General features: G+C 69.6%; 23 protein-coding genes, 1 tRNA gene and 1 pseudogene. 10 read left to right on the plus strand and 15 right to left on the minus strand.

What is annotated here, in order from left to right; all coding sequences use genetic code 11:
• Positions 1 to 298: 298 nt before the first annotated feature.
• Together ACFW2E_RS04745 and pknB are read left to right on the plus strand one after the other, a co-directional pair.
• Positions 299 to 1,777 (plus strand): peptidoglycan D,D-transpeptidase FtsI family protein, encoded by a 1,479-nt coding sequence (locus ACFW2E_RS04745; RefSeq protein WP_384461359.1) that lies wholly within the window; start codon positions 299 to 301, stop codon positions 1,775 to 1,777.
• A 169-nt stretch (positions 1,778 to 1,946) separates the two neighbouring features.
• Positions 1,947 to 3,938 (plus strand): Stk1 family PASTA domain-containing Ser/Thr kinase, encoded by a 1,992-nt coding sequence (gene pknB / locus ACFW2E_RS04750; protein ID WP_384461362.1) that lies wholly within the window; start codon positions 1,947 to 1,949, stop codon positions 3,936 to 3,938.
• 188 nt (positions 3,939 to 4,126) lie between these two features.
• Here pknB and ACFW2E_RS04755 read toward each other — a convergent pair whose 3' ends face one another.
• The 6 genes from ACFW2E_RS04755 to ACFW2E_RS04780 are packed head-to-tail and all read right to left on the minus strand — an operon-like array spanning position 4,127 to position 8,297.
• The gene (locus tag ACFW2E_RS04755) at positions 4,127 to 4,876 is read right to left on the minus strand and encodes a class E sortase (protein WP_384461365.1); all 750 of its coding nucleotides are present in this window, start codon (positions 4,874 to 4,876) and stop codon (positions 4,127 to 4,129) included.
• 13 nt (positions 4,877 to 4,889) lie between these two features.
• Complete coding sequence (locus tag ACFW2E_RS04760) at positions 4,890 to 5,951, minus strand: class E sortase (RefSeq protein WP_384461368.1); 1,062 nt, start codon at positions 5,949 to 5,951, stop codon at positions 4,890 to 4,892.
• A complete protein-coding gene (locus ACFW2E_RS04765; protein WP_384461370.1) occupies positions 5,948 to 6,586 on the minus strand; it encodes an aminodeoxychorismate/anthranilate synthase component II in 639 nt (212 codons plus the stop codon). The genes ACFW2E_RS04760 and ACFW2E_RS04765 overlap by 4 nt, the downstream gene beginning before the upstream one ends.
• Positions 6,583 to 6,780, minus strand: a complete 198-nt coding sequence (locus ACFW2E_RS04770) for a hypothetical protein (protein WP_384461373.1) — start codon at positions 6,778 to 6,780, stop codon at positions 6,583 to 6,585. The genes ACFW2E_RS04765 and ACFW2E_RS04770 overlap by 4 nt, the downstream gene beginning before the upstream one ends.
• 16 nt (positions 6,781 to 6,796) lie before the next feature.
• Positions 6,797 to 7,486, minus strand: a complete 690-nt coding sequence (locus ACFW2E_RS04775) for a class E sortase (RefSeq protein WP_384461376.1) — start codon at positions 7,484 to 7,486, stop codon at positions 6,797 to 6,799.
• Positions 7,487 to 7,508: 22 nt separating this feature from the next.
• On the minus strand, positions 7,509 to 8,297 hold the full coding sequence (locus ACFW2E_RS04780; RefSeq protein WP_384461379.1) for a DUF881 domain-containing protein: 789 nt from the start codon (positions 8,295 to 8,297) through the stop codon (positions 7,509 to 7,511).
• A gap of 140 nt (positions 8,298 to 8,437) precedes the next feature.
• On the opposite strand from ACFW2E_RS04780, the gene crgA reads away from it, so the two are divergent.
• A complete protein-coding gene (crgA, locus tag ACFW2E_RS04785; RefSeq protein WP_384461382.1) occupies positions 8,438 to 8,692 on the plus strand; it encodes a cell division protein CrgA in 255 nt (84 codons plus the stop codon).
• A 270-nt stretch (positions 8,693 to 8,962) separates the two neighbouring features.
• Here crgA and ACFW2E_RS04790 read toward each other — a convergent pair whose 3' ends face one another.
• Positions 8,963 to 9,847 carry a rhomboid family intramembrane serine protease gene (locus tag ACFW2E_RS04790; RefSeq protein ID WP_384461385.1) on the minus strand — a complete coding sequence of 295 codons (885 nt, stop codon included), beginning with the start codon at positions 9,845 to 9,847 and terminating at the stop codon, positions 8,963 to 8,965.
• A 120-nt stretch (positions 9,848 to 9,967) separates the two neighbouring features.
• On the minus strand, positions 9,968 to 10,501 hold the full coding sequence (locus ACFW2E_RS04795) for a peptidylprolyl isomerase (RefSeq protein ID WP_384461388.1): 534 nt from the start codon (positions 10,499 to 10,501) through the stop codon (positions 9,968 to 9,970).
• Between the two features lie 333 nt (positions 10,502 to 10,834).
• Between ACFW2E_RS04795 and ACFW2E_RS04800 the strand changes: the two genes are divergently transcribed.
• Entirely contained in the window at positions 10,835 to 11,527 is a 693-nt protein-coding gene (locus ACFW2E_RS04800; protein ID WP_384461391.1) for a DUF5324 family protein, read from the plus strand.
• 66 nt (positions 11,528 to 11,593) lie between these two features.
• Here ACFW2E_RS04800 and ACFW2E_RS04805 read toward each other — a convergent pair whose 3' ends face one another.
• Positions 11,594 to 12,691 (minus strand): Ppx/GppA family phosphatase, encoded by a 1,098-nt coding sequence (locus ACFW2E_RS04805; protein ID WP_384461394.1) that lies wholly within the window; start codon positions 12,689 to 12,691, stop codon positions 11,594 to 11,596.
• Positions 12,692 to 12,957: 266 nt separating this feature from the next.
• Positions 12,958 to 13,030 (minus strand) — tRNA-Ala (locus tag ACFW2E_RS04810).
• A 179-nt stretch (positions 13,031 to 13,209) separates the two neighbouring features.
• Here ACFW2E_RS04810 and ACFW2E_RS04815 point away from each other — a divergent pair.
• On the plus strand, positions 13,210 to 13,758 hold the full coding sequence (locus ACFW2E_RS04815) for a helix-turn-helix domain-containing protein (RefSeq protein WP_384461397.1): 549 nt from the start codon (positions 13,210 to 13,212) through the stop codon (positions 13,756 to 13,758).
• Positions 13,759 to 13,898: 140 nt separating this feature from the next.
• A complete protein-coding gene (locus ACFW2E_RS04820; RefSeq protein ID WP_384461400.1) occupies positions 13,899 to 15,386 on the plus strand; it encodes a protein kinase in 1,488 nt (495 codons plus the stop codon).
• On the opposite strand, the gene ACFW2E_RS04825 is transcribed toward ACFW2E_RS04820, so the two are convergent.
• A complete protein-coding gene (locus tag ACFW2E_RS04825; protein ID WP_384461403.1) occupies positions 15,350 to 16,726 on the minus strand; it encodes a hypothetical protein in 1,377 nt (458 codons plus the stop codon). The genes ACFW2E_RS04820 and ACFW2E_RS04825 overlap by 37 nt on opposite strands.
• 206 nt (positions 16,727 to 16,932) lie before the next feature.
• Complete coding sequence (locus ACFW2E_RS04830; protein WP_003999697.1) at positions 16,933 to 17,061, minus strand: DLW-39 family protein; 129 nt, start codon at positions 17,059 to 17,061, stop codon at positions 16,933 to 16,935.
• Between the two features lie 348 nt (positions 17,062 to 17,409).
• Here ACFW2E_RS04830 and ACFW2E_RS04835 point away from each other — a divergent pair, with 348 nt between their 5' ends.
• From ACFW2E_RS04835 to ACFW2E_RS04845, 3 genes are all read left to right on the plus strand, one after another.
• Positions 17,410 to 17,751 carry a DUF6344 domain-containing protein gene (locus tag ACFW2E_RS04835; RefSeq protein ID WP_384461406.1) on the plus strand — a complete coding sequence of 114 codons (342 nt, stop codon included), beginning with the start codon at positions 17,410 to 17,412 and terminating at the stop codon, positions 17,749 to 17,751.
• A gap of 311 nt (positions 17,752 to 18,062) precedes the next feature.
• Complete coding sequence (locus ACFW2E_RS04840; RefSeq protein ID WP_384461409.1) at positions 18,063 to 18,851, plus strand: GntR family transcriptional regulator; 789 nt, start codon at positions 18,063 to 18,065, stop codon at positions 18,849 to 18,851.
• Complete coding sequence (locus ACFW2E_RS04845; protein WP_384461412.1) at positions 18,848 to 19,615, plus strand: glycosyltransferase family 2 protein; 768 nt, start codon at positions 18,848 to 18,850, stop codon at positions 19,613 to 19,615. The genes ACFW2E_RS04840 and ACFW2E_RS04845 overlap by 4 nt, the downstream gene beginning before the upstream one ends.
• A gap of 28 nt (positions 19,616 to 19,643) precedes the next feature.
• Here ACFW2E_RS04845 and ACFW2E_RS04850 read toward each other — a convergent pair.
• From ACFW2E_RS04850 to ACFW2E_RS04860, 3 genes and pseudogenes are all read right to left on the minus strand, one after another.
• Positions 19,644 to 20,558: pseudogene (locus ACFW2E_RS04850) on the minus strand (FkbM family methyltransferase); the annotation flags it as partial.
• A complete protein-coding gene (locus ACFW2E_RS04855; RefSeq protein ID WP_384461415.1) occupies positions 20,555 to 20,749 on the minus strand; it encodes a ferredoxin in 195 nt (64 codons plus the stop codon). The pseudogene ACFW2E_RS04850 and the gene ACFW2E_RS04855, both read right to left, overlap by 4 nt.
• 29 nt (positions 20,750 to 20,778) lie before the next feature.
• Positions 20,779 to 21,990, minus strand: coding sequence for an amidohydrolase family protein (locus ACFW2E_RS04860; RefSeq protein WP_384461418.1), 1,212 nt, complete (start codon positions 21,988 to 21,990; stop codon positions 20,779 to 20,781).
• 198 nt (positions 21,991 to 22,188) lie between these two features.
• Here ACFW2E_RS04860 and ACFW2E_RS04865 point away from each other — a divergent pair, with 198 nt between their 5' ends.
• A complete protein-coding gene (locus ACFW2E_RS04865; protein ID WP_384461421.1) occupies positions 22,189 to 22,674 on the plus strand; it encodes a hypothetical protein in 486 nt (161 codons plus the stop codon).
• Positions 22,675 to 22,853 lie beyond the last annotated feature (179 nt).

The following is a 22,853-nucleotide window of genomic DNA, read 5'->3' on the forward strand; positions in this document are numbered from 1 at the left end:
GTGGGGGTGTGTGGGGCCGCCGGGGGTGCGCTCCCCCTACACAACGGTGTCTACCTTTGCCATACGGTGGCGGGCGGGCGGCCCCGCCCCCCCCCGCGCCCCCCCCCCCCCCCCCTCCGCTCTTGCTGGAACCCTCCGCCACTCCAGTACGTCTATTGATCAGTCGTTGTCGACGGCCCCGTCTGGAGGCACAGTCACTGCCTCTAGACTGTGGGCGGCCGAGGATGAGCGCCAGCACCAGCGACACCGAGAGACTGAAGCAAACAGGCGCACCTGTTAGCTTGTGGAAAGGCCGGACGTGAACAAGCCACTGCGCCGAATCGCGATCTTCTGCGGACTCCTGGTCCTGGCGCTGCTGATCCGTGACAACTGGCTCCAGTACGTCCAGGCCGACAAACTCCGTACCGACCCGAAGAACCGCCGCGTGGCCATCGAGCGGTACGCGTACCCGCGGGGCGACATCATCGTCGACGGCAACCCCATAACCGGCTCGGTCGAGGCCAAGAGCGGCGACTTCCTGTACAAGCGCACCTACAAGAACGGGCCCATGTGGGCCCCGGTCACCGGCTACTCCTCGCAGGCGTTCGACGGCAGCTTCCTGGAGAAGATCGACGACGGCATCCTCACCGGCAACGACGACCGGCTGTTCTTCCGCAAGACCCTCGACATGATCACGGGCAAGCCGCAGCAGGGCGGCAATGTCGTGACCACGCTGAACGCAGCGGCGCAGAGGGCGGCTTTCGACGGCCTGAAGCAGCAGGGCGGCAAGGGCGCGGTGGTCGCGCTGGAGCCCTCCACCGGCAAGATCCTGGCACTGGCCTCGTACCCGTCGTACGACCCCTCGTCCTTCGCGGGTGACCGCAACAGCGACGCCGCGGCCTGGAAGAAGCTCCAGAAGAAATACAACCCCGCCGACCCGATGCTGAACCGGGCACTGCGCGAGACCTACCCGCCGGGCTCCACCTTCAAGGTGGTCACCGCGGCCGCCGCGCTGGAGAACAACAAGTACACCTCGGCCGACGAGAAGACCCAGTCGCCGCAGCCGTGGACCATGCCGGGCACGCAGACCGAGCTGAAGAACGAGGGCAGCATCCGCTGCAAGGACGTCAGCATGCGCGAGGCGCTGCGGATCTCCTGCAACACCGTCTTCGGCAAGATCGGCTCGGACCTCGGCAACGACAAGATGCTGGCGGAGGCGAAGAAGTTCGGCTTCGACGAGGAGCAGTTCGTCCCGACCCGCTCCAGCGCCTCGGTCTTCTCCGACGGCATGAACCAGTCGCAGACCGCGCTGTCCTCGATCGGCCAGTACAACACCGCCGCGACCCCGCTCCAGATGGCCATGGTCGCCTCGGCCGTCGCCAACAACGGCAAGCTCATGAAGCCGTACATGGTCGACAAGCTCCAGTCGTCGAACCTGGACACCGTCACGCAGACCGACCCGCAGGAGCTCAGCCAGCCGCTGTCGGCGAAGAACGCGCAGATCCTGCAGTCGATGATGGAGACGGTCGTCAAGGACGGCACCGGCCAGAAGGCCCAGCTCGGCGGGGGCGTCACCGTGGGCGGCAAGACCGGTACCGCCCAGCACGGCGTGGAGAACAGCGAGAACCCGTACGCCTGGTTCATCTCCTACGCCAAGCTCAGCGACGGCAGCTCGCCGGTCGCCGTCGCGGTCGTCATCGAGGACGACAACGCCAACCGCGACGACATCACCGGCGGCGGCCTCGCGGCGCCGATCGCCAAGAACGTGATGGAGGCAGTCATCAAGTCCAAGAAGTGACCCCGCTCACGTCCCCTTCACATCGGTGCACGTTGCGATACCGGTCCTGTATCGGGTGACGGGCTTGGCCAGGTCACACAGCGCCAGCCGGGTACGGTAGGCCCGGACGGCAGCCTCCGGCCGCACACACGTGCCGGTCGGGACCGACGGAGAGGGCTGGTAGGGAACTATGGAAGAGCCGCGTCGCCTCGGCGGCCGGTACGAGCTGGGCCAGGTGCTCGGCCGTGGTGGCATGGCGGAGGTCTACCTCGCGCATGACACCCGGCTCGGCCGCACCGTGGCGGTGAAGACGCTGCGAGCGGACCTCGCGCGCGACCCGTCCTTCCAGGCCCGGTTCCGCCGGGAGGCCCAGTCGGCCGCCTCGCTCAACCATCCCGCGATCGTCGCGGTCTACGACACGGGCGAGGACTACATCGACGGGGTCTCGATCCCGTACATCGTCATGGAGTACGTCGACGGCTCCACGCTCCGTGAGCTTCTTCACTCCGGCCGCAAGCTGCTGCCGGAGCGCGCCATGGAGATGACCATCGGCATCCTCCAGGGCCTGGAGTACGCCCATCGCAACGGCATCGTCCACCGCGACATCAAGCCGGCCAACGTCATGCTGACCCGCAACGGTCAGGTCAAGGTCATGGACTTCGGCATCGCCCGTGCCATGGGCGACTCCGGCATGACGATGACGCAGACGGCAGCGGTCATCGGCACCGCCCAGTACCTGTCTCCGGAGCAGGCCAAGGGCGAGCAGGTCGACGCCCGCTCGGACCTGTACTCGACGGGCTGCCTGCTCTACGAGCTGCTGACGGTGCGGCCCCCGTTCGTCGGGGACTCCCCGGTCGCCGTGGCGTACCAGCACGTACGGGAGGAGCCACAGCCACCGAGCGTCTTCGACCCCGAGATCACGCCCGAGATGGATGCCATCGTCCTGAAGGCGCTGGTCAAGGACCCGAACTACCGCTACCAGTCCGCCGACGAGATGCGCGCCGACATCGAGGCCTGCCTCGACGGCCAGCCGGTCGGGGCCACGGCGGCCATGGGCTCGGTCGGCTACGGCGGGTACCCCGACGACCAGCCGACGACGGCCCTGCGCGCGGACGCCGGCGCCACGACGATGCTGCCGCCGATGAACCCGGACGACGGCGGCTACGGCTACGACGACCGCCCCGACCGCCGCCGCCAGCAGAAGAAGAACAACACCTCCACGATCCTGCTCGTCGTCGCGGGCCTCCTGGTCCTCGTCGGCGCGATCCTGATCGGGAAATGGGCGTTCAGCGGCAAGAACGCGGCGGACAGCACGGTGCCCACGCCGAACTTCGTGGGCCAGAGCCTGACGACGGCCGGGAACATGGCCGACAACGTCGGCCTGAAGATCACCACCTCCAGGAAAGCCTGCGACGACCAGCCGAAGGGCAAGGTCTGCACGCAGAACCCGACGGCCAACACAACCGTCAAAAAGGGCTCCACCGTCAAACTGGTGATCTCTACGGGCGCGCCGAAGCTCGCGGTGCCGGACGTCAAGGGTCTGACCTTCGACAAGGCCGAGGCTCAGCTCAAGGCCAAGGGCTTCGAAGTGGACAAGCGGACCCAGGTGTCCGACCAGACACCCAATGTCGTCATCGCCCAGGACCCCCCGGGCGACACCGAGCTGCAGAAGGGCTCCACGGTCACGCTGACCGTCGCCAAGGCCCAGGCCAAGTCGACCGTCCCCGATGTCATCGGCCAGACCTGTGACGCCGCCAAGGCCCAGATGACCGCCAACAACCTGGTCGGCAACTGCGTCGAGGTGGACACCAGCGACCCGAACCAGGTGGGCAAGGTCATCTCGACCGACCCCGAGGCCAACCAGAAGGTCGACAAGAACTCCACGGTGCAGATCCAGGTCGGCAAGGCCCAGCAGCAGAAGACTCAGGTCCCGGACGTCCGCGGACGGACCGTGGCGGTGGCCAGGCAGATGCTGAACGCGGCGGGCTTCACCAACATCCAGTTCGCCGACGGCAGCGACCAGAGCGACAACGCGCTCGTCTCCGGTCAGGACCCGAAGCAGAACCAGCAGGTCGACGACCCTGCAAGCACCACGATCACCCTGACGACGGTGAGCTTCAACAACAACAACGGGGGCAACAACAACGGCGGTACGAACATCTTCGGCGGCACCAGCGGCTGACCGACCGACCGTGACGACGGAGCCCCGGCACCCTGAAGGAGGGCGCCGGGGCTCCGGCTCGTATCAGGGGTGCCGGCGAACCACCGGGGCTCCTGGAGTAGGGGGCACAGAGAGGCCCGAGGCCGCAAGAGACGGTCGCGGCTTCGGGCCGTCGTGATGCTGGACGACAGGCTCTCAAAGAGCCTGCGTCACCCCTGCAGCTCCTTCGGCCGCGTCCGCTTCGCGTCCACCTTGTCCACGCGGACCAGTTCGCCCCACACCACGTACCGGTACCGGGACGTGTACACCGGCGTGCACGTCGTCAGGGTGATGTAGTGGCCCGGCTTCTTCCTGCCGGACTCCTTCGGGATCGGGGCGAGGACCTTCACGTTGAACTTCGAGGTCTCGTCGAGGACGGCGTAGACCTTGTAGACGTACCACTTGTCCTTCGTCTCGAAGACGATCGGGTCGCCCTTCTCCACCTTGTCGATGTTGTGGAACTTGGCGCCGTGGCCGTCGCGGTGGGCGGCGAGGGCGAAGTTGCCCTTCTTCCCGGACATCGGGAGCGTCGCCTTCACCGGGTCCGTGTAGTAGCCGGCCACGCCGTCGTTCAGGACCTCCGTCGAGGTGCCCTTCTCGACCAGGACCTCGCCGTTGTGCATCGACGGCACGTGCAGGAAGCCGATGCCGTCCTTGGTGTCCAGGGCGCCGGGACCGCTGTCGTGGGCCCAGCTGTCGCGGACCTTGTCGCCCTGCCGGTCCGCGTGCCGGTCGGCGACGACGTTCGTCCACCACAGCGAGTAGACGACGAACAGGCCGAGCACCAGGCCCGCCGTGATGAGGAGTTCACCGAAGACACTGACCGCCATGGCGATCCGGCCGGCGCCACGGCGCCGCGGTACCGGCGCCGCGTCCGGCGCATCCGTCTGCTCTTCGGTGTCGTCGGTGGTCGCTGCCACTGTTCATCTGCCCTTACTCGACGAGCGCATCCGGCTTGCCCTTGCTGCGCGGCCGTTCCTCGACCATCTTGCCCCAGACGATCAACCGGTACTTGCTGGTGAACTCCGGCGTGCACGTCGTGAGGGTGATGTAGCGGCCCGGCGCGGTGAAACCCGACCCCCGCGGGACCGGGTCCAGCACGCTCGTGTTGCTCGGCGCCGTCACCGGCAGCATCGACGTCATCTTGTAGACGTAGTACGTGTCCTGCGTCTCGACCACGACCGCGTCGCCCGGCTTGAGCCGGTTGATGTACCGGAACGGTTCACCGTGGGTGTTCCGGTGCGCCGCGAGCCCGAAGTTGCCGGTCCTGGCACTCGGCATCGCGGTCTTCAGCGGGGCCTCGCCGTAGTGCCCGACCATGCCCTTGTCGAGCACCTTCTGGTTGCTGACGCCCTCCGCGATCGGCGCCACCACGTCCAGCGTCGGAATGTGCAGGATGGCGAAGCCCTGGCCCGGCTCGAACGACCCCGGCGCCCGCTTCCCGCTCGCCCAGTCGTTCTGCAGGGCGCTGGTCTCCTTGCCCGCCTCCGCGTGCGCCCGGACGTTCGTCCACCACAGCTGATAAGTGACGAACAGCAGCATCAGCACACCGGTGGTGATGAACACCTCGCCGATCGCGCGGCTCGCGACGACGGCCGCACCCGGCTTGCGCGCCCGCGCCCGACGCCGGGCCTCCACACGCGACAGCGGCGCCCCGGACCCGCTTCCCTCCGGCCGCTGCGGCTCCGCCCCTCTCGCGGAACCGCCATGACGCCCGCCACGCCGCTTGGCGGCCTTTCTGCGGGCCGCTCGGCCACCCGTCGGGGTTCCGGTGACGGAAGCGGCGGACGAGGCCCCAGAGGGCGGTACGAGCTCGCCCCCGGCCGTCGAAGGCGGGTCCGGGAGCCTCAGGGCCACCGTCTCCTCGTCGATGGGCGGAAGGTACTGCCCCTCGTAAGCCGCCTGCCCGTACACGTCCCCGAGCGCACCGGAAGCCCCGTACGACTGATCCCCGTACGAGGCATCGGTCTCGCGCTCCGGGCGCAGGGCGGTCACGCCGTGGCCCTGCCCACCACCGGGGCGAGCCCCGCAGATCTCGCCACCGCGCCCTTGTCACCGCATTCCACGAGCCAGTTCGCCAGCATCCGGTGCCCGTGCTCGGTCAGCACGGACTCGGGATGGAACTGCACTCCCTCGACCGGGAGTTCCCGGTGGCGCAGGCCCATGATGATGCCGTCGTGCGTTCTGGCCGTGACCTCCAGATCCGGAGGAACCGTGGCAGGCTCGGCGGCCAGGGAGTGGTAGCGCGTCGCCGTGAAGGGCGACGGCAGACCGGCGAAGACGCCCTTGCCCTCGTGCTCCACCAGCGAGGTCTTCCCGTGCAGCAGCTCCGGCGCACGGTCCACCACACCGCCGTAGGCCACCTGCATCGACTGCATTCCGAGACAGACGCCGAAGACGGGCACCCCGGTGGCGGCACAGTGGCGCACCATCTCGATGCAGACGCCGGCCTGCTCGGGCGTTCCCGGACCGGGCGACAGCAGCACACCGTCGAAACCGTCCTGGGCGTGCGCCGTCGACACCTCGTCGTTGCGCAGCACCTCGCACTCGGCGCCCAGCTGGTACAGGTACTGGACCAGGTTGAAGACGAAGCTGTCGTAGTTGTCGACGACGAGAATCCGCGCACTCACTGGTTGTCCACCGTCACATCGTTGAAGGGCAGCAGCGGTTCGGCCCACGGAAAGACGTACTGGAACAGGACGTAGACCACGGCGAGGACCAGCAGGAGTGAGATCAGCGCCTTCACCCACGCGTTCCCCGGCAGATGCCGCCAGATCCAGCCGTACATGCCGTCCCTTCCGTCGCGCCACGGCACCTGACTCACGCCGTACAGCACCAGACTAACGGCGCAGAGCCTTGGGTTTGCCTGCCTCCACAGGCTGTGTGGAGTCCAGGTGCGCCCACACGATCAGCCTGTGACTGTGCCCCCATTCCGGATCGCACGTGGTCAGCGTGAGATAGCGGCCTGGACGCGTATACCCCGACTTACGTGGGACAGGGTCGATCACTTCAACGTCCGTCGGAACTGTTTTGTAGGGGCCTTTGTCGATCCGATACGTGAACCAGGTCGTCCCATCCGTCAGGACCACCGCGTCCCCCGGCCTCAGCTCGGGAAAGTCCTTGAACGGGTCGCCGTAGGTACGCCGGTGACCTGCGACGGCGAAGTCGCCCTCCTGCCCCAACCGGGCGGTGCGAGCGTAGTGGGCGAGGCCCTTCTTCAGCACATCCGTGCCGGTCCCCTCCAGCACGGGCTTGTTCCACGTGAAACCGAGCCGCGGGATGTACATGATCGCGAAGGGCTTGCCGTAGTGGTACGGCGCCGGCTTCCGGGGGCTCGCCGAGGCGCCCGGTCCCGCCGCCGACCGCTGGGCCGCTCCCCTGGACCACTCCCGCTGTAACTGGGCGATCTGGTCGTCCATGACGCCGTCGGCCTTCACGCCGGTCCAGAAGAGCACGTAGAGCACGAACAGCACGATCAGAGCGCCGACGGTGATGCAGAGCTCGCTGACGGTCCTGACGATCACGCGCACCGGCGGCTCCTGGACGGACGGGCTACTGCACGGGCTTCGCGTAGTGCAGATCCACTGTGCCCGAGTAGCCCGGAAGAGTCACCGTCCCGTTCTCGGTGACTTTCCAGCCGAGACCGTAGACATTGACGTAGACCATGTAGTTCTGGATCGCCGGGCTCGCGGCGAGCGCCTTCTGCAGCGCGTCCGGGTCGCCGACCGCCGTGATCTTGTACGGCGGCGAGTAGACGCGGCCCTGGAGGATCAGGGTGTTGCCCACGCAGCGCACCGCGCTCGTGGAGATCAGCCGCTGGTCCATGACCTTGATCCCCTGGGCGCCGCCCTTCCACAGGGCGTTCACCACGGCCTGCAGGTCCTGCTGGTGGATGACCAGGTAGTCGGGCTGCGGCTCGGGGTAGCCGGGAAGCTTTGCGGTGGCGTTGGGCGGGGCGTCGTTGAGCGTGACCGTGATCGCCTTGCCGGTGAGCTTCTGGGTGCCCGCGTTCTTCTCCAGGGCGGCGAGTTTCCTGTCCTCGGCCCCCGTGCTGCCGTCGTCGCTCTCGGCGAGCGACTCCACGTTGCCGCGCAGAGTCGCGTTGGACTCGTCCAGCCCCTTGTTCTTGCGGCTGCGCTCCTGGATCAGGTCGGAGAGCTTCAGCAGAGAGGCATCCGTACGGATGTCGGTGCCCTTGGCCGTATTGAAACTGGTGAAGAAGATCAGCCCGGCGAGGGCGAACACGGCGACCGTGAGGATCCGCACCGGTCTGAAGCCGGGTGTGCGGGCAGGGCCGGAACCCGTTGATCCCGTCCCGGGGGAGTCGGCAGAATTGCTCAACGTACCCTTATCTCCTTCGGCGCCGCGGAAGCACTACGCTAACGGACGCCCGGGGGAGCACTAAGTGTCCCCTTGTACGCTGCCCCGGACCGACCCAGTTACCTGCGCGGCCACGCAGCGCATCGACAGGAGAGACCCTCGTGCCGAAGTCACGTATCCGCAAGAAGGCCGACTACACGCCGCCGCCCGCGAAGCAGGCTGCCCAGATCAAGCTGACCAATCGCGCCTGGGTCGCGCCCGTGATGCTGGCCATGTTCCTCATCGGTCTGGCCTGGATCGTCGTCTTCTATGTGACCGACGGCTCGCTGCCGATCGACCAGCTCGACAACTGGAACATCGTGGTCGGGTTCGGCTTCATCGCGGCGGGATTCGGCGTCTCCACGCAGTGGAAGTAGGCCCTGCTTCCCGGTGAATACACCTCTGCCCAGGGGTATCCGCTGAGTTATCCACAGGTTTGGAGATTTCCACATCCAGCCTGGGGAAAAGAAAGACGATCTGTGGATAACCCCTCGGACGTTGACGCCGATACGACTGACACACCGCCACCCCGCAAGCCTGTTCGCCCCCTGTCTGACCTGGGAAAACACACCTGAGCAGCAGGGGGCACAGCTGTTCCCGCACAGCGTGCACAAGATCCGACACACGCTGTGGACAACGGTTCGGTATCAGGTGAGCTGAGCGGTCCTGAGCAGCGTCAGGACCAGGACCACGGCCAGGATCAGCGCACAGGTGCCGTACTGGATCAGGGTCCGGTTCCGGCGCGGGGCGTGGACCATCGCGTAGCCGCACACGATGCCGGCGACCAGGCCGCCGATGTGCGCCTGCCAGGCGATGCCGCTCCAGCTGAACGTGAAGATCAGGTTGATGACCAGCAGGGCGATGACCGGGCGCATGTCGTAGTTGAGCCGTCGCAGCAGGACGGCGGTCGCGCCGAAGAGGCCGAAGATCGCTCCGGAGGCGCCCAGCGAGGGCTGGTTGGGCGCGGCGAGCAGATAACTGAGGGCGCTGCCGGCCAGCCCCGAGACGACGTAGAGGGCGATGTACCGGGCCCGGCCGAGGGCCGCCTCCAGGGGGCCTCCGATCCACCACAGGCTGAGCATGTTGAAGGCGATGTGGATGAAACCGGCGTGCAGGAACATCGCGGTCAGCAGCCGGTACTCCTGCCCGTGCGCGATGCCCTGGACCGAGCCGAGGAGGGGGACGTAGGCCTGGCCGATCAGCTCGAACCGGTCGGTGAAGCGGTCGCCGACGGCGAGCTGGACGAGGAAGACGGCCAGGTTGAGGCCGATCAGTACCTTGGTGACCAGGCGTGGATCGGCGGTGACCGCGCCTCCCGCGATCGTCCGGGGCCGGGACGCGGCCGGTGCGGATCCCGTGCCGGAGGCGCCGCGGACGCATTCGGGGCACTGGAAGCCCACGGAGGCGCTGATCATGCACTCCGGGCAGATCGGGCGGTTGCAGCGGGCGCAGCGGATGCCGGTCTCACGGTCCGGGTGCCGGTAGCACACGGACAGGCTCTGGGCGTCCTGCGCGCTTCCGGCCTGGTCCATGGGATCCCCTCGGTCGTCGTGGGCGATGAAATCGCCCCGCTCATCCTTACGGACGAGCGGGGCGATTGGTTCCCTCCGGGAGAAACCGGCGTGCCCTCACGGTGGCCGGGACCGCCGGGCTCAGCTCTGGCGCTTCTCCACGACAACCGACTCGATCACGACCTTGTTGACCGGACGGTCGTTGGGCCGCGAGGTGGGGACGCCGGCGATGGCGTCCACGACCTTCTGGCTGGCCGGGTCGGTGACCTCGCCGAAGATGGTGTGCTTGCGGTTCAGCCAGGTGGTGGGGCCGACGGTGACGAAGAACTGGGAGCCGTTGGTGTTCGGGCCTGCGTTGGCCATGGCGAGCAGGTAGGGCTTGTTGAAGGAGAGGTCCGGGTGGAACTCGTCCTCGAACTCGTACCCGGGGCCGCCGATGCCGGTGCCCAGCGGGTCACCGCCCTGGATCATGAAGCCGCTGATCACTCGGTGGAAGATCGTGCCGTCGTAGAGCCGGTCGGTGCTCTTGATGCCGGTCTCGGGGTGCGTCCACTCGCGCTCGCCCTGGGCGAGCTCGACGAAGTTCTTGACCGTCTTCGGCGCGTGGTTCGGGAACAGCCGGATCTCGATGTCGCCGTGGTTGGTCTTCAGGGTGGCGTAGAGCTGCTCGGCCACGATCTGCCTTCCGTTGTCTTCCTGTGATCCCCCGATCCTTGCACGGACGGGCAGGCGCGTCGCCCGACCACGTTCACCGGGTGGTCGTCCGCGCGAATCGGTTGCGGAAAACAGGTCGACTCCGCTCTGGGCGGGAGCGCGCGGCCGCGATCCGTGGCATTGTCGTCGACAAGCCCCTGTTGCCCAGAATTCGTCATTCATCAGCGCTTGTGCTTGATCGAGTGGATCGGCACCCGTATGCCCTTCCTCGCGTGCCCCGCAGATGGTTGACAGGCATGATCCGTAAAAGTGTGGAAAGTCGAATTACCGTACGCCACCGAGGAGGAGGAAGCCGTGACCCGCATCGACAGCGTGCGCGCCGCGACAGGCTCGGCGAAGGACAGCGTGCTGCACGCCGCGGAAGTGGTGGCGCCCTACGCCGACACGGCCAAGGAGCGTGCCTCTTACTACGCGCAGGAGGCACGTGTACGGCTCGCGCCCGTGATGTCGCAGGCCGCCGAACAGGCCCGCGTCCAGTACGACGCCTATCTCGCACCGCGCCTGGAACAGGCCCTTGCACATGTGCCGCCGAAGGTCGACCAGGCCGCGCACGATGCCGCCGTCCTTACCCGCAAGGCTGCCCGGCAGGCGGCCGACTATTCACGGCCGAAGATCGAACAAGCCGTCGCCGCGGCCGGACCGATGCGTGACGAGGCCGCCGCGCGGAGTGTCGCCGCGCTGGCCGCGCTCCGTGGCCAGGTGACGCCGGAGGAGATCCAGAAGCTGGTCCGCAAGCACGCGCGGCGGGAGAAGCGCGGCCGTGCCGTCAAGGTGCTGGCCGTGCTGGGTGCCCTGGCGGGCACTGCCTTCGCCGCCTGGAAGTGGTGGGACAAGCAGGCGAACCCCGACTGGCTGGTCGAGCCGCCCGCCGCGACCGAGGTGCCGGAGTCGGGTCGCCTCACGTCGGTGGACGGCAGCCTCGACCCGGAGGTGCAGGCCAAGGAGGCCGAGGAGCAGGCGGCCAGGGACGACGAGAACCGCCCCTGACGTCTGCCGTCGCGAACCTCGTTGTGGGGCACGAGACTTCGGTGTCTCGTGCCCCATGGTGATGTTTCACGTGGAACCTTCACCCGGGGCTCCTTCGGCCGGGCGGACGTCGGCGTCGGTGTGGGTGTCCGTGTCCGTGTCCGTGTCCGTGTCCGTGTCCGTGTCCGTGTCCGTGTCCGTGCCCGTGCCCGTGTCCGTGTCCGTGTCCGTGTGAGTGTCCGTGGTGACGTCCGCCCACCATTCCGTGCCGTCCTCGATGTAGCGGAGCAGGACGCCTTCACGGATGGCCCAGGGGCAGACCGTGACCCGGTGCAGGCCCATCAGTTTCATGGCGGTGTGCCCGACAAGGGCTCCGGCCAGGCTCTGGGCGGCGCGGGGTGCGGAGATGCCGGGCAGTTGGGCGCGCTCGGCCGCGGGAAGCGCGGCGAGTGCGCTGATGGCCTCCGCCAGGTCCTTTCGGAGCATGTCGCGCGGGACGAAGGGGCCATGGCGTCCGGGGGCGGTCCCGCAGAGCCGGGCCAGCTGCTGAAAGGTGCGGGAGGTCACGGCCGCGGTGCGCGGTCCCTCCCAGCGGACCCGGGCCGCCGCGTCCCGCAGTTCGTGGCGCACCCTGCGGCGTAACGCCTTCAACTCGGCCTGGGTGGGCGGGTCCTGGACGTCGAGGAACTCCCGGGTCAGACGGTTCGCGCCGAGGGGGAGGGAGGCGGCGAAGTCGGGCAGACGGCCGCGTCCGAAGGCCACTTCCAGTGAGCCGCCGCCGATGTCCAGGAGCGCCAGCGGGCCGGCCTGCCAGCCCATCCAGCGCCGGGCCGCCAGGAAGGTCAGCTGCGCCTCCGTCTCCCCGGGCAGGGTGCACATCCGGATACCCGTCTCCGACCGGATCCGGCTGATCACCTCCTGCCGGTTGGGGGCGTTGCGCACCACGGCGGTCGCGAACGCCAAGGGGCCCGCGGCCCTCCACCCCTGCGCCGCGCTGCCGGCCGCGGCCACGGCTTTCACCAGCCGCGCCAGCGCCTCCTCGCCGATCGTCCCGTCCGGCTCGATCTGCTCCGACAGGCGCAGCCGCCACTTCACCGTATGGACCGGCAGTGGGACTCCCCCCTCCGCGTCGGCCACGACCAGTCTGACCGTGTTCGATCCCGCATCCACCACGCTCACCCGCATGCCCCTGGAGTACCCAGCCCGCCGGCGCCGACCCCATCCCGCGGCCGTGCCCCGGCCGACGTCACGCCGTGTGGTCCCGGGGGCCGCGAGGGGGTGGGTTGATGGGTGTGGCTGAAAAGGACGGGGCGGGGCTGTCCGTGGCGGTGATCCGCCGGCGGAAGGGAGACGGCCCCCGTGGGCCCAGGTCCGCCGCGCTTCGCGGAACGTGCTGACGCACAAAACCCCACCTGCCGACATTTCCGCCGACCAGGTGGGGTTTCCTGTTGTGGAGCCTAGGGGAGTCGAACCCCTGACATCTGCCATGCAAAGACAGCGCTCTACCAACTGAGCTAAGGCCCCGCTAGAGAAGCGACCACCGGAAGGAACTCGCTCCGGGGGGCGCCGCAGACCAGAGTACCGGGTCACCCCCGGTATCTCGCAAAAAACTTGGGGGTCCCCGTGGACGACCACTCTCCGTAAGATGCTCGACGTGGTTCGCTACAGCGAACCCACGTTTGGGGAAGCGATGGGGAGACGCAATGGACGCCGCACAGCAGGAAGCCACCGCAAGGGCGCGGGAGCTGCAGCGGAACTGGTACGGGGAGCCGTTGGGGGCGCTCTTCCGTAAGCTCATAGACGATCTTGGTCTTAACCAGGCTCGTCTCGCGGCGGTGCTGGGACTGTCCGCGCCGATGCTGTCGCAGCTGATGAGCGGGCAGCGCGCGAAGATCGGGAATCCCGCGGTGGTCCAGCGGGTGCAGCTGCTGCAGGACCTGGCGGCACAGGTCGCGGACGGCAGCGTCAGCGCGGCCGAGGCGACCGACCGGATGGACGAGATCAAGAAGTCTCAGGGGGGCTCGGTGCTCAGCAACGCCACGCAGACGACGAGCAGTTCGGGGGCACCCACGGTCAAGCGAGTGGTCCGTGAGATCCAGTCGCTGCTGCGCTCGGTGGCTGCCGCGGGGGACATCATCGAGGCCGCCGACACCCTCGCCCCGACCCACCCGGAACTGGCAGAGTTCCTCCGGGTGTACGGCGCGGGTCGCACCTCCGACGCGGTCGCGCACTACCAGTCCCACCAGAGCTGAGCCCACGGCCCGGTCCATCGGAGGGGGTCCGGCGGGCCGGGGTCAGGGGAAGCCCCGGGGGCACGGAGGGGTCGTATCGCTCATCACGGGGGAAGCAAGGGGGCGGGGGGTAACCGCAGGGGGAGGAGCGACGGGCAGCCATGGGTGAGGTCTTCGCCGGCCGGTACGAACTGGTCGACCCGATCGGACGCGGAGGAGTCGGCGCGGTCTGGCGTGCCTGGGACCACCGCCGCCGGCGCTATGTGGCCGCCAAGGTGCTGCAGCAGCGCGACGCCCACTCGCTTCTGCGCTTCGTGCGGGAGCAGGCCCTGCGGATCGACCATCCTCATGTGCTGGCACCGGCCAGCTGGGCGGCCGACGACGACCAGGTTCTGTTCACCATGGACCTGGTCGCCGGAGGTTCGCTGGTCCATCTGGTCGGGGACTACGGTCCGCTGCCGCCGGCGTTCGTCTGCACGCTGCTCGACCAACTCCTTTCGGGGCTGGCCGCGGTGCACGGGGAAGGAGTCGTGCACCGTGACATCAAGCCCGCCAACATTTTGCTCGAAGCAACCGGCACGGGTCGTCCGCGGCTGCGTCTGTCGGACTTCGGCATCGCGATGCGGCTGGGCGAACCGCGCCTGACAGAGACCAACCTCGTGGTGGGGACGCCCGGTTACCTCGCTCCCGAGCAGATGATGGGCGCCGAACCGGACTTCCCCTCCGACCTGTTCGCCGTGGGTCTGGTGGCGCTGTATCTGCTGGAGGGCGCCAAGCCCGACGCCAAGGCGCTCGTCCAGTACTTCGCCGAGCACGGCACCCCGAGCGCGCCCAAGGGCATCCCCGAGCCGCTCTGGCAGGTTGTCGCCACGCTGATCGAGCCGGAGCCGTCGGCCCGGTTCCGCACGGCGACGGGTGCGCGCAAGGCCCTCGCCTCGGCCGTGGAACTTCTGCCGGAGCCCGGTCCCGACGACGAGTTGATCGAGATATTCGACCAACTAGGGCCTCTCCCACCGGGCTTCGGCCCAGCCGGACCCGCCGTGCGGGCCTCGGGGGTGGACACACGGGCGGACGGGAACGCCGGCGAGGACATCGGCGGGGACATCGCCGGGAACATCGGCGGGGACGGGGACACGGGAGCGGCGTCCACCGGGGCGGAGGGCACGGCCTGGGCGGCCTCCGTTCGACCGGCGTCCGGCGCCGCGCCCGCCGATCCCCGCGAGGGAACCGGTTCGCAGCCTTCCACCATGTCGGACACCGGCAGTTTCCATCTGCCGCCGCCCAGCGCGCCCCAGCCGGATCAAGGCCTCCGGCACCACCAGCGGCGCGGACACCACCCCGGACTCCCGCCCACCCCCACCATGCCCTCAACCGGATCGTCCTCCGCACCGTGGAACCCCACTCAGGTCCTGACACCGGTGCCGAGGCAGCGCGGTGAGGCCTCCACGGCTTCGTACACCGCCCAGGACCCGCGGGTTCCGCCCCTGGCGCAGGAGATCCCGCCGCACTCCCCGCGGCCCGCACGCCGCTCCGGACACCGTGCGCGCCGCGTCCGCCGTCCCGGCCCCCCGGCGAAGGCCGCGGTCCCGATCCTGCTGCTGGCGCTGGCCTGTTACGCCGTGGGCTTCTGGGCGCTGGCCCGGGTCTGAGTCCCGGCCCGCCGCCGGGCCGCCACGGTCCACACGGCGAGCAGGAGCAGCAGCGCGGTCCCCGTGCCGATGCCGCCGGCCGCGACCGCCTTCATCGTGGGGTTACCGCCCCCGGCCCCCCCGGTCCCCCCGGACGCCGCCGCCTCCCGGTCCTGCGGCGTGACTTCGAAGAGCCTGTGCTGGCCGGGTGTTCCGGCGTACGCGGGGCCCTCGTGCGCGGTTCCGGCGACGCGTACGCGGAGCGTAAGCCCGAAAGGCCCCTTGCCGAACGTGTCGGTCATATGGCCGCTGAGATGGACGACGAGGTAGTAGGAGCCGGCGAAGCGCATGGCTCTCATGTCGTCGCGGACGGCGTAGCGGTTGCGGTACTCGACGGGTGGCAGGGGGGCGACGGCGGCCGTCAGCTGGCTGCCGGTGTAGCCGCGGGCCACGTCGTCGACGCGTCCGCGGACCGGATTGTGCAGCGAGAGATCGAGGGCGCCGCTGACGTAGCCGCCCCGGCTGGTCGAACTGCCCAGTTCGGCCGTGGCGTAGAGCTGCTGGCCCCAGTCGACCGGAACCTTGTAGAAGAGGGTCTGGCCGGGCGCGATGGAGGTCCGCCACACGCCCGTTTCCAGGGCGCGTGCCGTGGCGAAGCCCGCTCCGCCGGTGCGGCGGCCGGGGTCGCCGGTGACGGCCTCGGGGGAGGCCGAGTCCCAGGCCTCGGGGGCGTCCGTGGACTCGGCTCGGGTCGTACGGGGCTCCGTGACGGGGGCCATCTCCAGGCCCCAGGCACCGGGTGAGGTGCTGCCGGCGGATCCGGTGGCGTCGAGACGCTGGACGAGGACGTAGTAGGTGCCGGCCTCCTGACAGAGCGTCTTTCCGGCCTCGCGTATGCCCAGCGCCGTGACGGGGCGGGGGCTGAGGCCGGCGCCGAAGCGGGCGGACGTGTAGGAGCAGGGGGTGCCGTCGGCGTCCTGCACCGACACCCTGATGCCGTCGGTGGCGGAGACGGTGGCGTCCGCCGGGGGTACGACGGTGACGGGGACGTAGGCGGTCGTCGTGGCGTCCAGCTCGAGGCGGTAGGAGAGTTCGGCGCCCTCGGTGATGGAGCTGCGGTAGATCTTGCCCGGGTCCAGCCGCACGGCGTCGGTGGTGCTCTTCGCCCCGTCGACGGTGTGGGCGTCTTCGGCGAAGGCGTAGGTGCCGCCGCCCGGCGCACCGGCCGCCACCGCGCTCCCGTCCGGCAGCGCGCCCACCGCGCACAGGACCGCGGCCACGGCGGCGAAACGCGCGGCGACAGCGAGGGGACGGCGGCCCCGGTGTCCCGCGGCCCGCCGCCACGCCGTACGCCGCGTCATCGCGCGCCTCCCCGTCGTCGTGCACCGTCGCGGTGACCGAGTGGTACCGGACCGTGGCCATCCTGCCCCGAGTGCCCGCGCGACATCCGCGAAATCCGGACGGGTGTCCGAAATGCGTTGCCTCAGGGCCGTACCGGTGTGCTCCGGCAACACAAAACCCCGACCGCGAGTGCGGTCGGGGTCTGATCAGATTCCGGTGTCGGTACTCACGAACCCGTGGGCACGGAGTCAGTCGCCTCCGTCCACAGATCCTGCTCGGCGCGATCCGCCTGGATCTGGCGGTACACGAGGAGCCCGCCGATGGCGGCCAGTGCGACCAGGAGAAGCTTCTTCACCGCGCGACCTCGTCTTTCCTTGACGTAGGGGACCTCTGGCGCCCGACTATACACACCGCCCGATATCGATCGGTGACCTGCGTCGGACCCCAACTCCCGCCCGCGGCAGCGTGATAGGCGGGGCGCGCGGCGCTCCGGCCGGAGGGTGACCACACCCGCACGGACCGTTACTTTGCTCCCTCTTCGACCCCATTAGCCCTGCTTTTGGGGATTTTCGACCCTTCCGCGGCCATTCGGGTGGTGTTCATCTGAACATCGCCGCGCCACGGGCGTAGATCCACCACTTCGCGACCCCCATACACATCATGAGGAAAGTACGCAAATCGCCCGACCCGAAAGTGAGGGGCCATGGCCCGGAACAAGGTCATGAAGCTGTGGACCACCATCGTCACCGCCTTCCTCGCGCTGTGCACGGCGCTCGGACTCGTCACGGCGAACACCGCCGCGGCGGTACCGCAGCCCGAGCCACCGCGCAACAGCAACGCGCACCCGAGAGTGCCCGCCGCGCCGGCGATGCCGATGTCCCACTGGTTCTGGTCCTGGGCCCACGTCAGGGCCCTGCCCCCCACGATGAAGCAGCGCATCGGCGCCGAGGCCCACGGAAAGTCCCCCAGCTGCCGTCACCGCCCCCTCGACGACTCCGCGGAATCGCTCGCCCCGGCCGAGCCCCAGGCTCCCCTCGCCTGCTGACAGACGGAACCGGCACGATTACCGAGCGATGCAACGGCGAGTTTGCGTACCGAACACCGAGACCTTCGGCCCGGGCGGGCCGAGGGTCTTCGCCGCTGCCCGTTCCTGTCTCCCCCATCTCTCCTGGCTCTCCTGGCTCTCCTGCTCTCCTGCTCTTCTGACTCTCCTGGCTCTTCTGACTCCTCCATCTCTCGCATCTCTCGTATCTCTCGTATCTCTCGTATCTCTCGCTTCTGTCTCTTCTGTTTCTCCCGTTCCTCCCTGTCCCGCGGACACGTCAACACCTCTTTAGGAGTCGATAGACTGAATCCGTGCCCAAGGCATACGAGGAGATCGCGGACGACATCCGCCGATCCATCCGCGAGGGCACGCGCAAGCCCGGCGACCGGCTGCCGTCCGAGGCGGATCTGGCGCGGCACTACGGCAAGAGCGTGCCGACGCTGCAGAACGCCCTGCGGCTGCTGAGCGGGGAAGGCCTCATCGACAAGCAGCACGGCCGCGGCAACTTCGTCCGCCGCCCCCGTACGCTCGCGGTGCGCGACAACGGGCGCCACCAGTGGGAGAAGAACCGCGCGCGGGAGCCGGAGGCCACCCGGGCCGAGACCGGAGCCACCGAGCACGACACCGGCCTGCGCCTCGACGACCTGGTCTTCTACGCGAAGTACCGCGTGATCGACGCACCCGACGAACTCGCGGCCCCCTTCGGCCTGCCGGTGGGCACACCCCTGCTCGAACGCACGTACAGAACGCGCCGCACGACCGAGTCCGCTCCCTTCAACCTGGTCACCTCCTACCTCGTGCGCGACATGATCGCGGCCAACCCCGATCTCCTGGACGAGGCCAAGGAGCCCTGGCCGGGAGGCACCCAGAACCAGCTCCACACGGTCGACATCGAGGTCGACCGCGTGGAGGAACGATTCACCGCCCGCCCTCCGACGCCGGAGGAGGCCAGGGCCCTGGATCTGCCGACGGGCACGTCGGTGATCCTGCTGCGCAAGACCTCGTACGACATCCGCGGCCGTGTCGTGGACGTCACCTTCGTCACGCTGCCGGGCGACCGCACGGAACTGCTCTTCACCACGTCCCTGGAAAGGTGGTGAGTGCCGCCGTGACCCGGCGCGTCACCGTCGTCACCGCTGTGCACGCCCCCTCGGCCCCGTTCCTGCCGGAGGCCTACAAGTCCCTGTGCGAGCAGTGGCTCCCGGACGGATGGGAGTGGCACTGGGTCGTCCAGGAGGACGGGCTGGGCGACGAGGTCCGGCCGTACGTCCCCGACGACGAGCGCGTGACCTTCCGGCAGGGCCGCCCCGGCGGTCCCGGGGTCGCCCGGACGATCGCCCTGGCGCACACCGACGGCGAGTACGTCAGGATCCTGGACGCCGACGACCAGCTGCCGCCCGGTGCGCTCGCCCGTGACCTGGCCGTTCTGGAGGCCGACCACACCATCGGATGGGCGACCTCCAGGGCGCTGGACCTGCTGCCCGACGGCTCGACCGTGGGCTTCCCGGGCGACCCGGACGACGGCCCCGTCGAACGCTGGGCCGTGCTCGACTTCTGGACGGCCAACGACTTCCGCGCCCAGGTGCATCCCGCGACGCTCTTCGTCCGCCGCGACCTGCTGCTCGCCCTCGGCGGCTGGATGGCTCTGCCGGCGTCCGAGGACACCGGTCTGCTGCTCGCGCTGAACGCCGTGAGCCGTGGCTGGTTCTCGGCGGAGGTGGGACTCTTCTACCGGAAGTGGGCGGGCCAGGCGACCGGGCAGGCCTCCCACACCGACCCGGCGGAACGCGCGGCACGCATGGCGGTCGTCGAGGCCAGGGCACGGGCGCTGGCGGACGTCCGCTGGCGCTACCCGCCGGCCTGACGCCCCCGGAACACGCCCCGGCTAACCCCAGCGTCTCCGCGTCGACATGGGAGAAGACCAGTTCGCTCTCGCCCACGACCGGCCCCCGCCACCGCACGGCAGCGGCCGGGTGCCGCAGAGCCGGCGGGTAGCTCCCCGGCGCGTAGTCGTTGAGCAGGCGATACGTATGGAATCCGCTCCCGCGCATGGTCTCCAGGAGTTCCTCGGCCGTGTGGCCGAGCCGGCTCATGCGTTCCGGGGTGACCTCCACGGCGATCTCCGCGTCGGGGCGCAGCCGGCCGAGGACGGGGGCCAGGCCCCGGACGACGCCGCCCTCCGCGCCCTCCACGTCGATCTTGATGACCCGGGTCCGCGCGAGCTCCGCCGGTTCCAGGAGTTCGGGCAGGGGCAGCGCCTCCGCCTCGAAGCCGGACTCGGCGGGACCGTCGTACGGCACGACGCTGCCGGCACCCGTGTTCCGGGAGCTGGCGACGACGAAGGCCAGCGTCTCCCGCCGGTCCCAGACGGCCGCGTTGACCGCGCGGACGTTGCCGCACCCGTTCAGCTCGAGGTTCCGCAGCAGCCGGCGGTGCAGGACGGGGGACGCCTCGAGGGCGACCACCCGGCCCGCGTCCCCGACCAGCCGGGCCGCGACGAGGCTCACGTAGCCGACGTGCGCTCCCACGTCCACCAGGACGTCGCCCCGCCGCAGACGGCCCTGGAGCCAGCGCGTCAGATGCGGCTCCCAGGCCCCGAAGAGATACAGGTAGCGCTGGACGAGGTCCCGCGTGTCGACCGCGAACCGGGCTCCGGGCAGGGTGCCGACGACGCACCGGCGGGGGTGGTCGCGCAGATACGGATCCAGACAGTGCGTGGCCAGCAGCGCTTTGCCGAGGCAACCCGGGGCGTCCCGCACATAGCGTCGGCCCAGGGTGACCATGGCCTCGGAAAGCGGACCGCTCATGGTTCCCCGGTGATCCTTATGGCCTGGGACGGACACCGCTCTGCGGCCTCCCGCACCGGCGGGGTGTCACCGGCGTCCTCCCGGCCGGGCAGGACGACGCCGTACCCGTCCTCGAACGCGAACACGGACGGCGCGCGGTGGGCACACTCGGCGGAGCCGTAGCAGAGGCCGGCGTCGATGGAGACCTTCATGCGTGGTTGTTTCCCCGTCGCGGCGGTGACTACGCGAAGGGCAGCTCCAGCATGCGGATCGCGTTCCCGCGCAGCAGCTTGTAGGCCACCTCGGCGGGCAGTCCGCCCACATGCTCCTGGGCCACCCTCTTCGTCTCCGGCCAGGTCGAGTCGACGTGCGGATAGTCGGTCTCGAAGGTCGCGTTGTCCACGCCCACGGTCTCGATCGCCTCGATGCCGTGCTTGTCGCGGAAGAAGCAGCAGAAGATCTGCCGGTAGTAGTACGTCGACGGCGGCTCCGGAATCAGGTCCTTCACCCCGCCCCAGGCCCGGTGCTCCTCCCACACGTCGTCGGCGCGCTCCAGGGCGTACGGGATCCATCCCATCTGCCCTTCGCTGTACGCCAGCTTCAGCCGCGGGAACTTCACGAGGACCCCGGAGAAGAGGAAGTCCATCATCGACGCCATGGCGTTGTTGAAGCTCAGCGAGGCCTGGACGGCCGGCGGGGCGTCGGGTGAGGCGGCCGGCATCTGCGACGAGGACCCGATATGCATGTTGACCACGGTCCCCGTCTCCTCGCACGCCGCGAAGAACGGGTCCCAGTAGCCGGAGTGGATGGACGGAAGTCCGAGGTAGGTCGGGATCTCGCTGAAGGTCACGGCCCGTACGCCCCGGGCGGCGTTGCGCCGGATCTCGGCGACGGCCAGCTGGACGTCCCACAGCGGGATGAGGCAGAGCGGGATGAGCCGCCCGCCGCTGTCACCGCACCACTCCTCGACCATCCAGTCGTTGTAGGCCCGCACGCACGCCAGGGCGACCTCCTTGTCCTCGGCCTCCGCGAAGGTCTGGCCGCAGAAACGCGGGAAGGTCGGGAAGCAGAGCGAGGCCTCGACATGGTTGATGTCCATGTCCTCCAGCCGGGCCTTCGGGTCCCAGCAGCCACGGCGCATCTGCTCCCTGGTGATGCCGTCGAGCGTCATCTCGTCCCGGGAGAAGCCGACGGCCGCGATGATGCGCTTGTACGGGAAGAGCCCGCCCTCGTACTCCCACCAGTCGGTGATCTGGCCGTCCGGGTCGGTCGTGAACCGGTACTTCCCGCCGATGTACTTGAGTTCGCCGATGCCCGCGGTGAACGGCTTCGGCCCCCTGTCGCGGTACTTGCTCGGGAGCCAGGCCTCGAAGAGGTGCGCCGGCTCGATCACGTGATCGTCCACGCTGATGACCTTCGGCAGCTCGCTGGTTTCGCCGACGCTGGTGACCATGGCCTCGCCTCTCACTAGCCGACGTGTATCTGACGGTCCGTCAGAAATAGGTTAGGGCCGACTTACTTGGCGGGCAAGAGGGCCGTCCGGGGCACCTCGTCACCGCGCGCGTCTGGCCTCCTCGCGGCCGCCGTGGCACCCTGCCCGCGCCACCGGGCCGCGCCGGACGGCGTCGCCCCGGCGGACGAGGAGGCAGAGATGACCGGAACGGAGAACGGACCCACCACGGCGCACGCGATGCCGGCGGAGGAGCTCAGGAAGCTCCACTCCGCCCGCGCGCACAGCGCCCACGGCCGGGCGGTGACCGCATGCCGGCACGCCGGAATCGACCGGGACGCGGCCGAGCTCGTGCCGAAGAGCCCCGTCGGGAGGGCCGCCCACGCCCTTCGGCTGTCCGCCGAGTCGCTCACCGCCCTCACCGCGGGGACGGCCGACCCGGCTGCGGACGCCCGCTGCGCCCGCAACGCCGCCGCCGCGGCGGCCCTGGCCGCGCAGGTGGCCCACTCACGTGACGACAGCGGGGAGGCACTCACGGCACTGCGCGCGGCCCTCGCCGCCTCGCAGGCGGCGGCGGTAGCGGCCGGCGGTACGGCGGCGGGAGGAGACGCGGCACTGAACCGGGCGGCCGACGACGCGGAGGCACACGCGGTCGCCACCGCCCGGGGGGCGGGCTGGACCCGGTAGCCGACCCCGGTGGACCACCGCGTCGTTCGGCACCGGTCCCTCCCCTCGTGGGGACCGCTGCCGAACGACACGGGCTGGGGCCCCCCGCCCCCCGGCGGCCGCGGGGGGGGGGGGGGCGGGCCCCCCCGGCCGGCGGCCGCGCGCGCCCGGGGGCGTGGAGGACGCGGCGGGCCCCTGAG

The organism is Streptomyces sp. NPDC058964, from assembly GCF_042741275.1.
GTDB lineage: Bacteria > Actinomycetota > Actinomycetes > Streptomycetales > Streptomycetaceae > Streptomyces.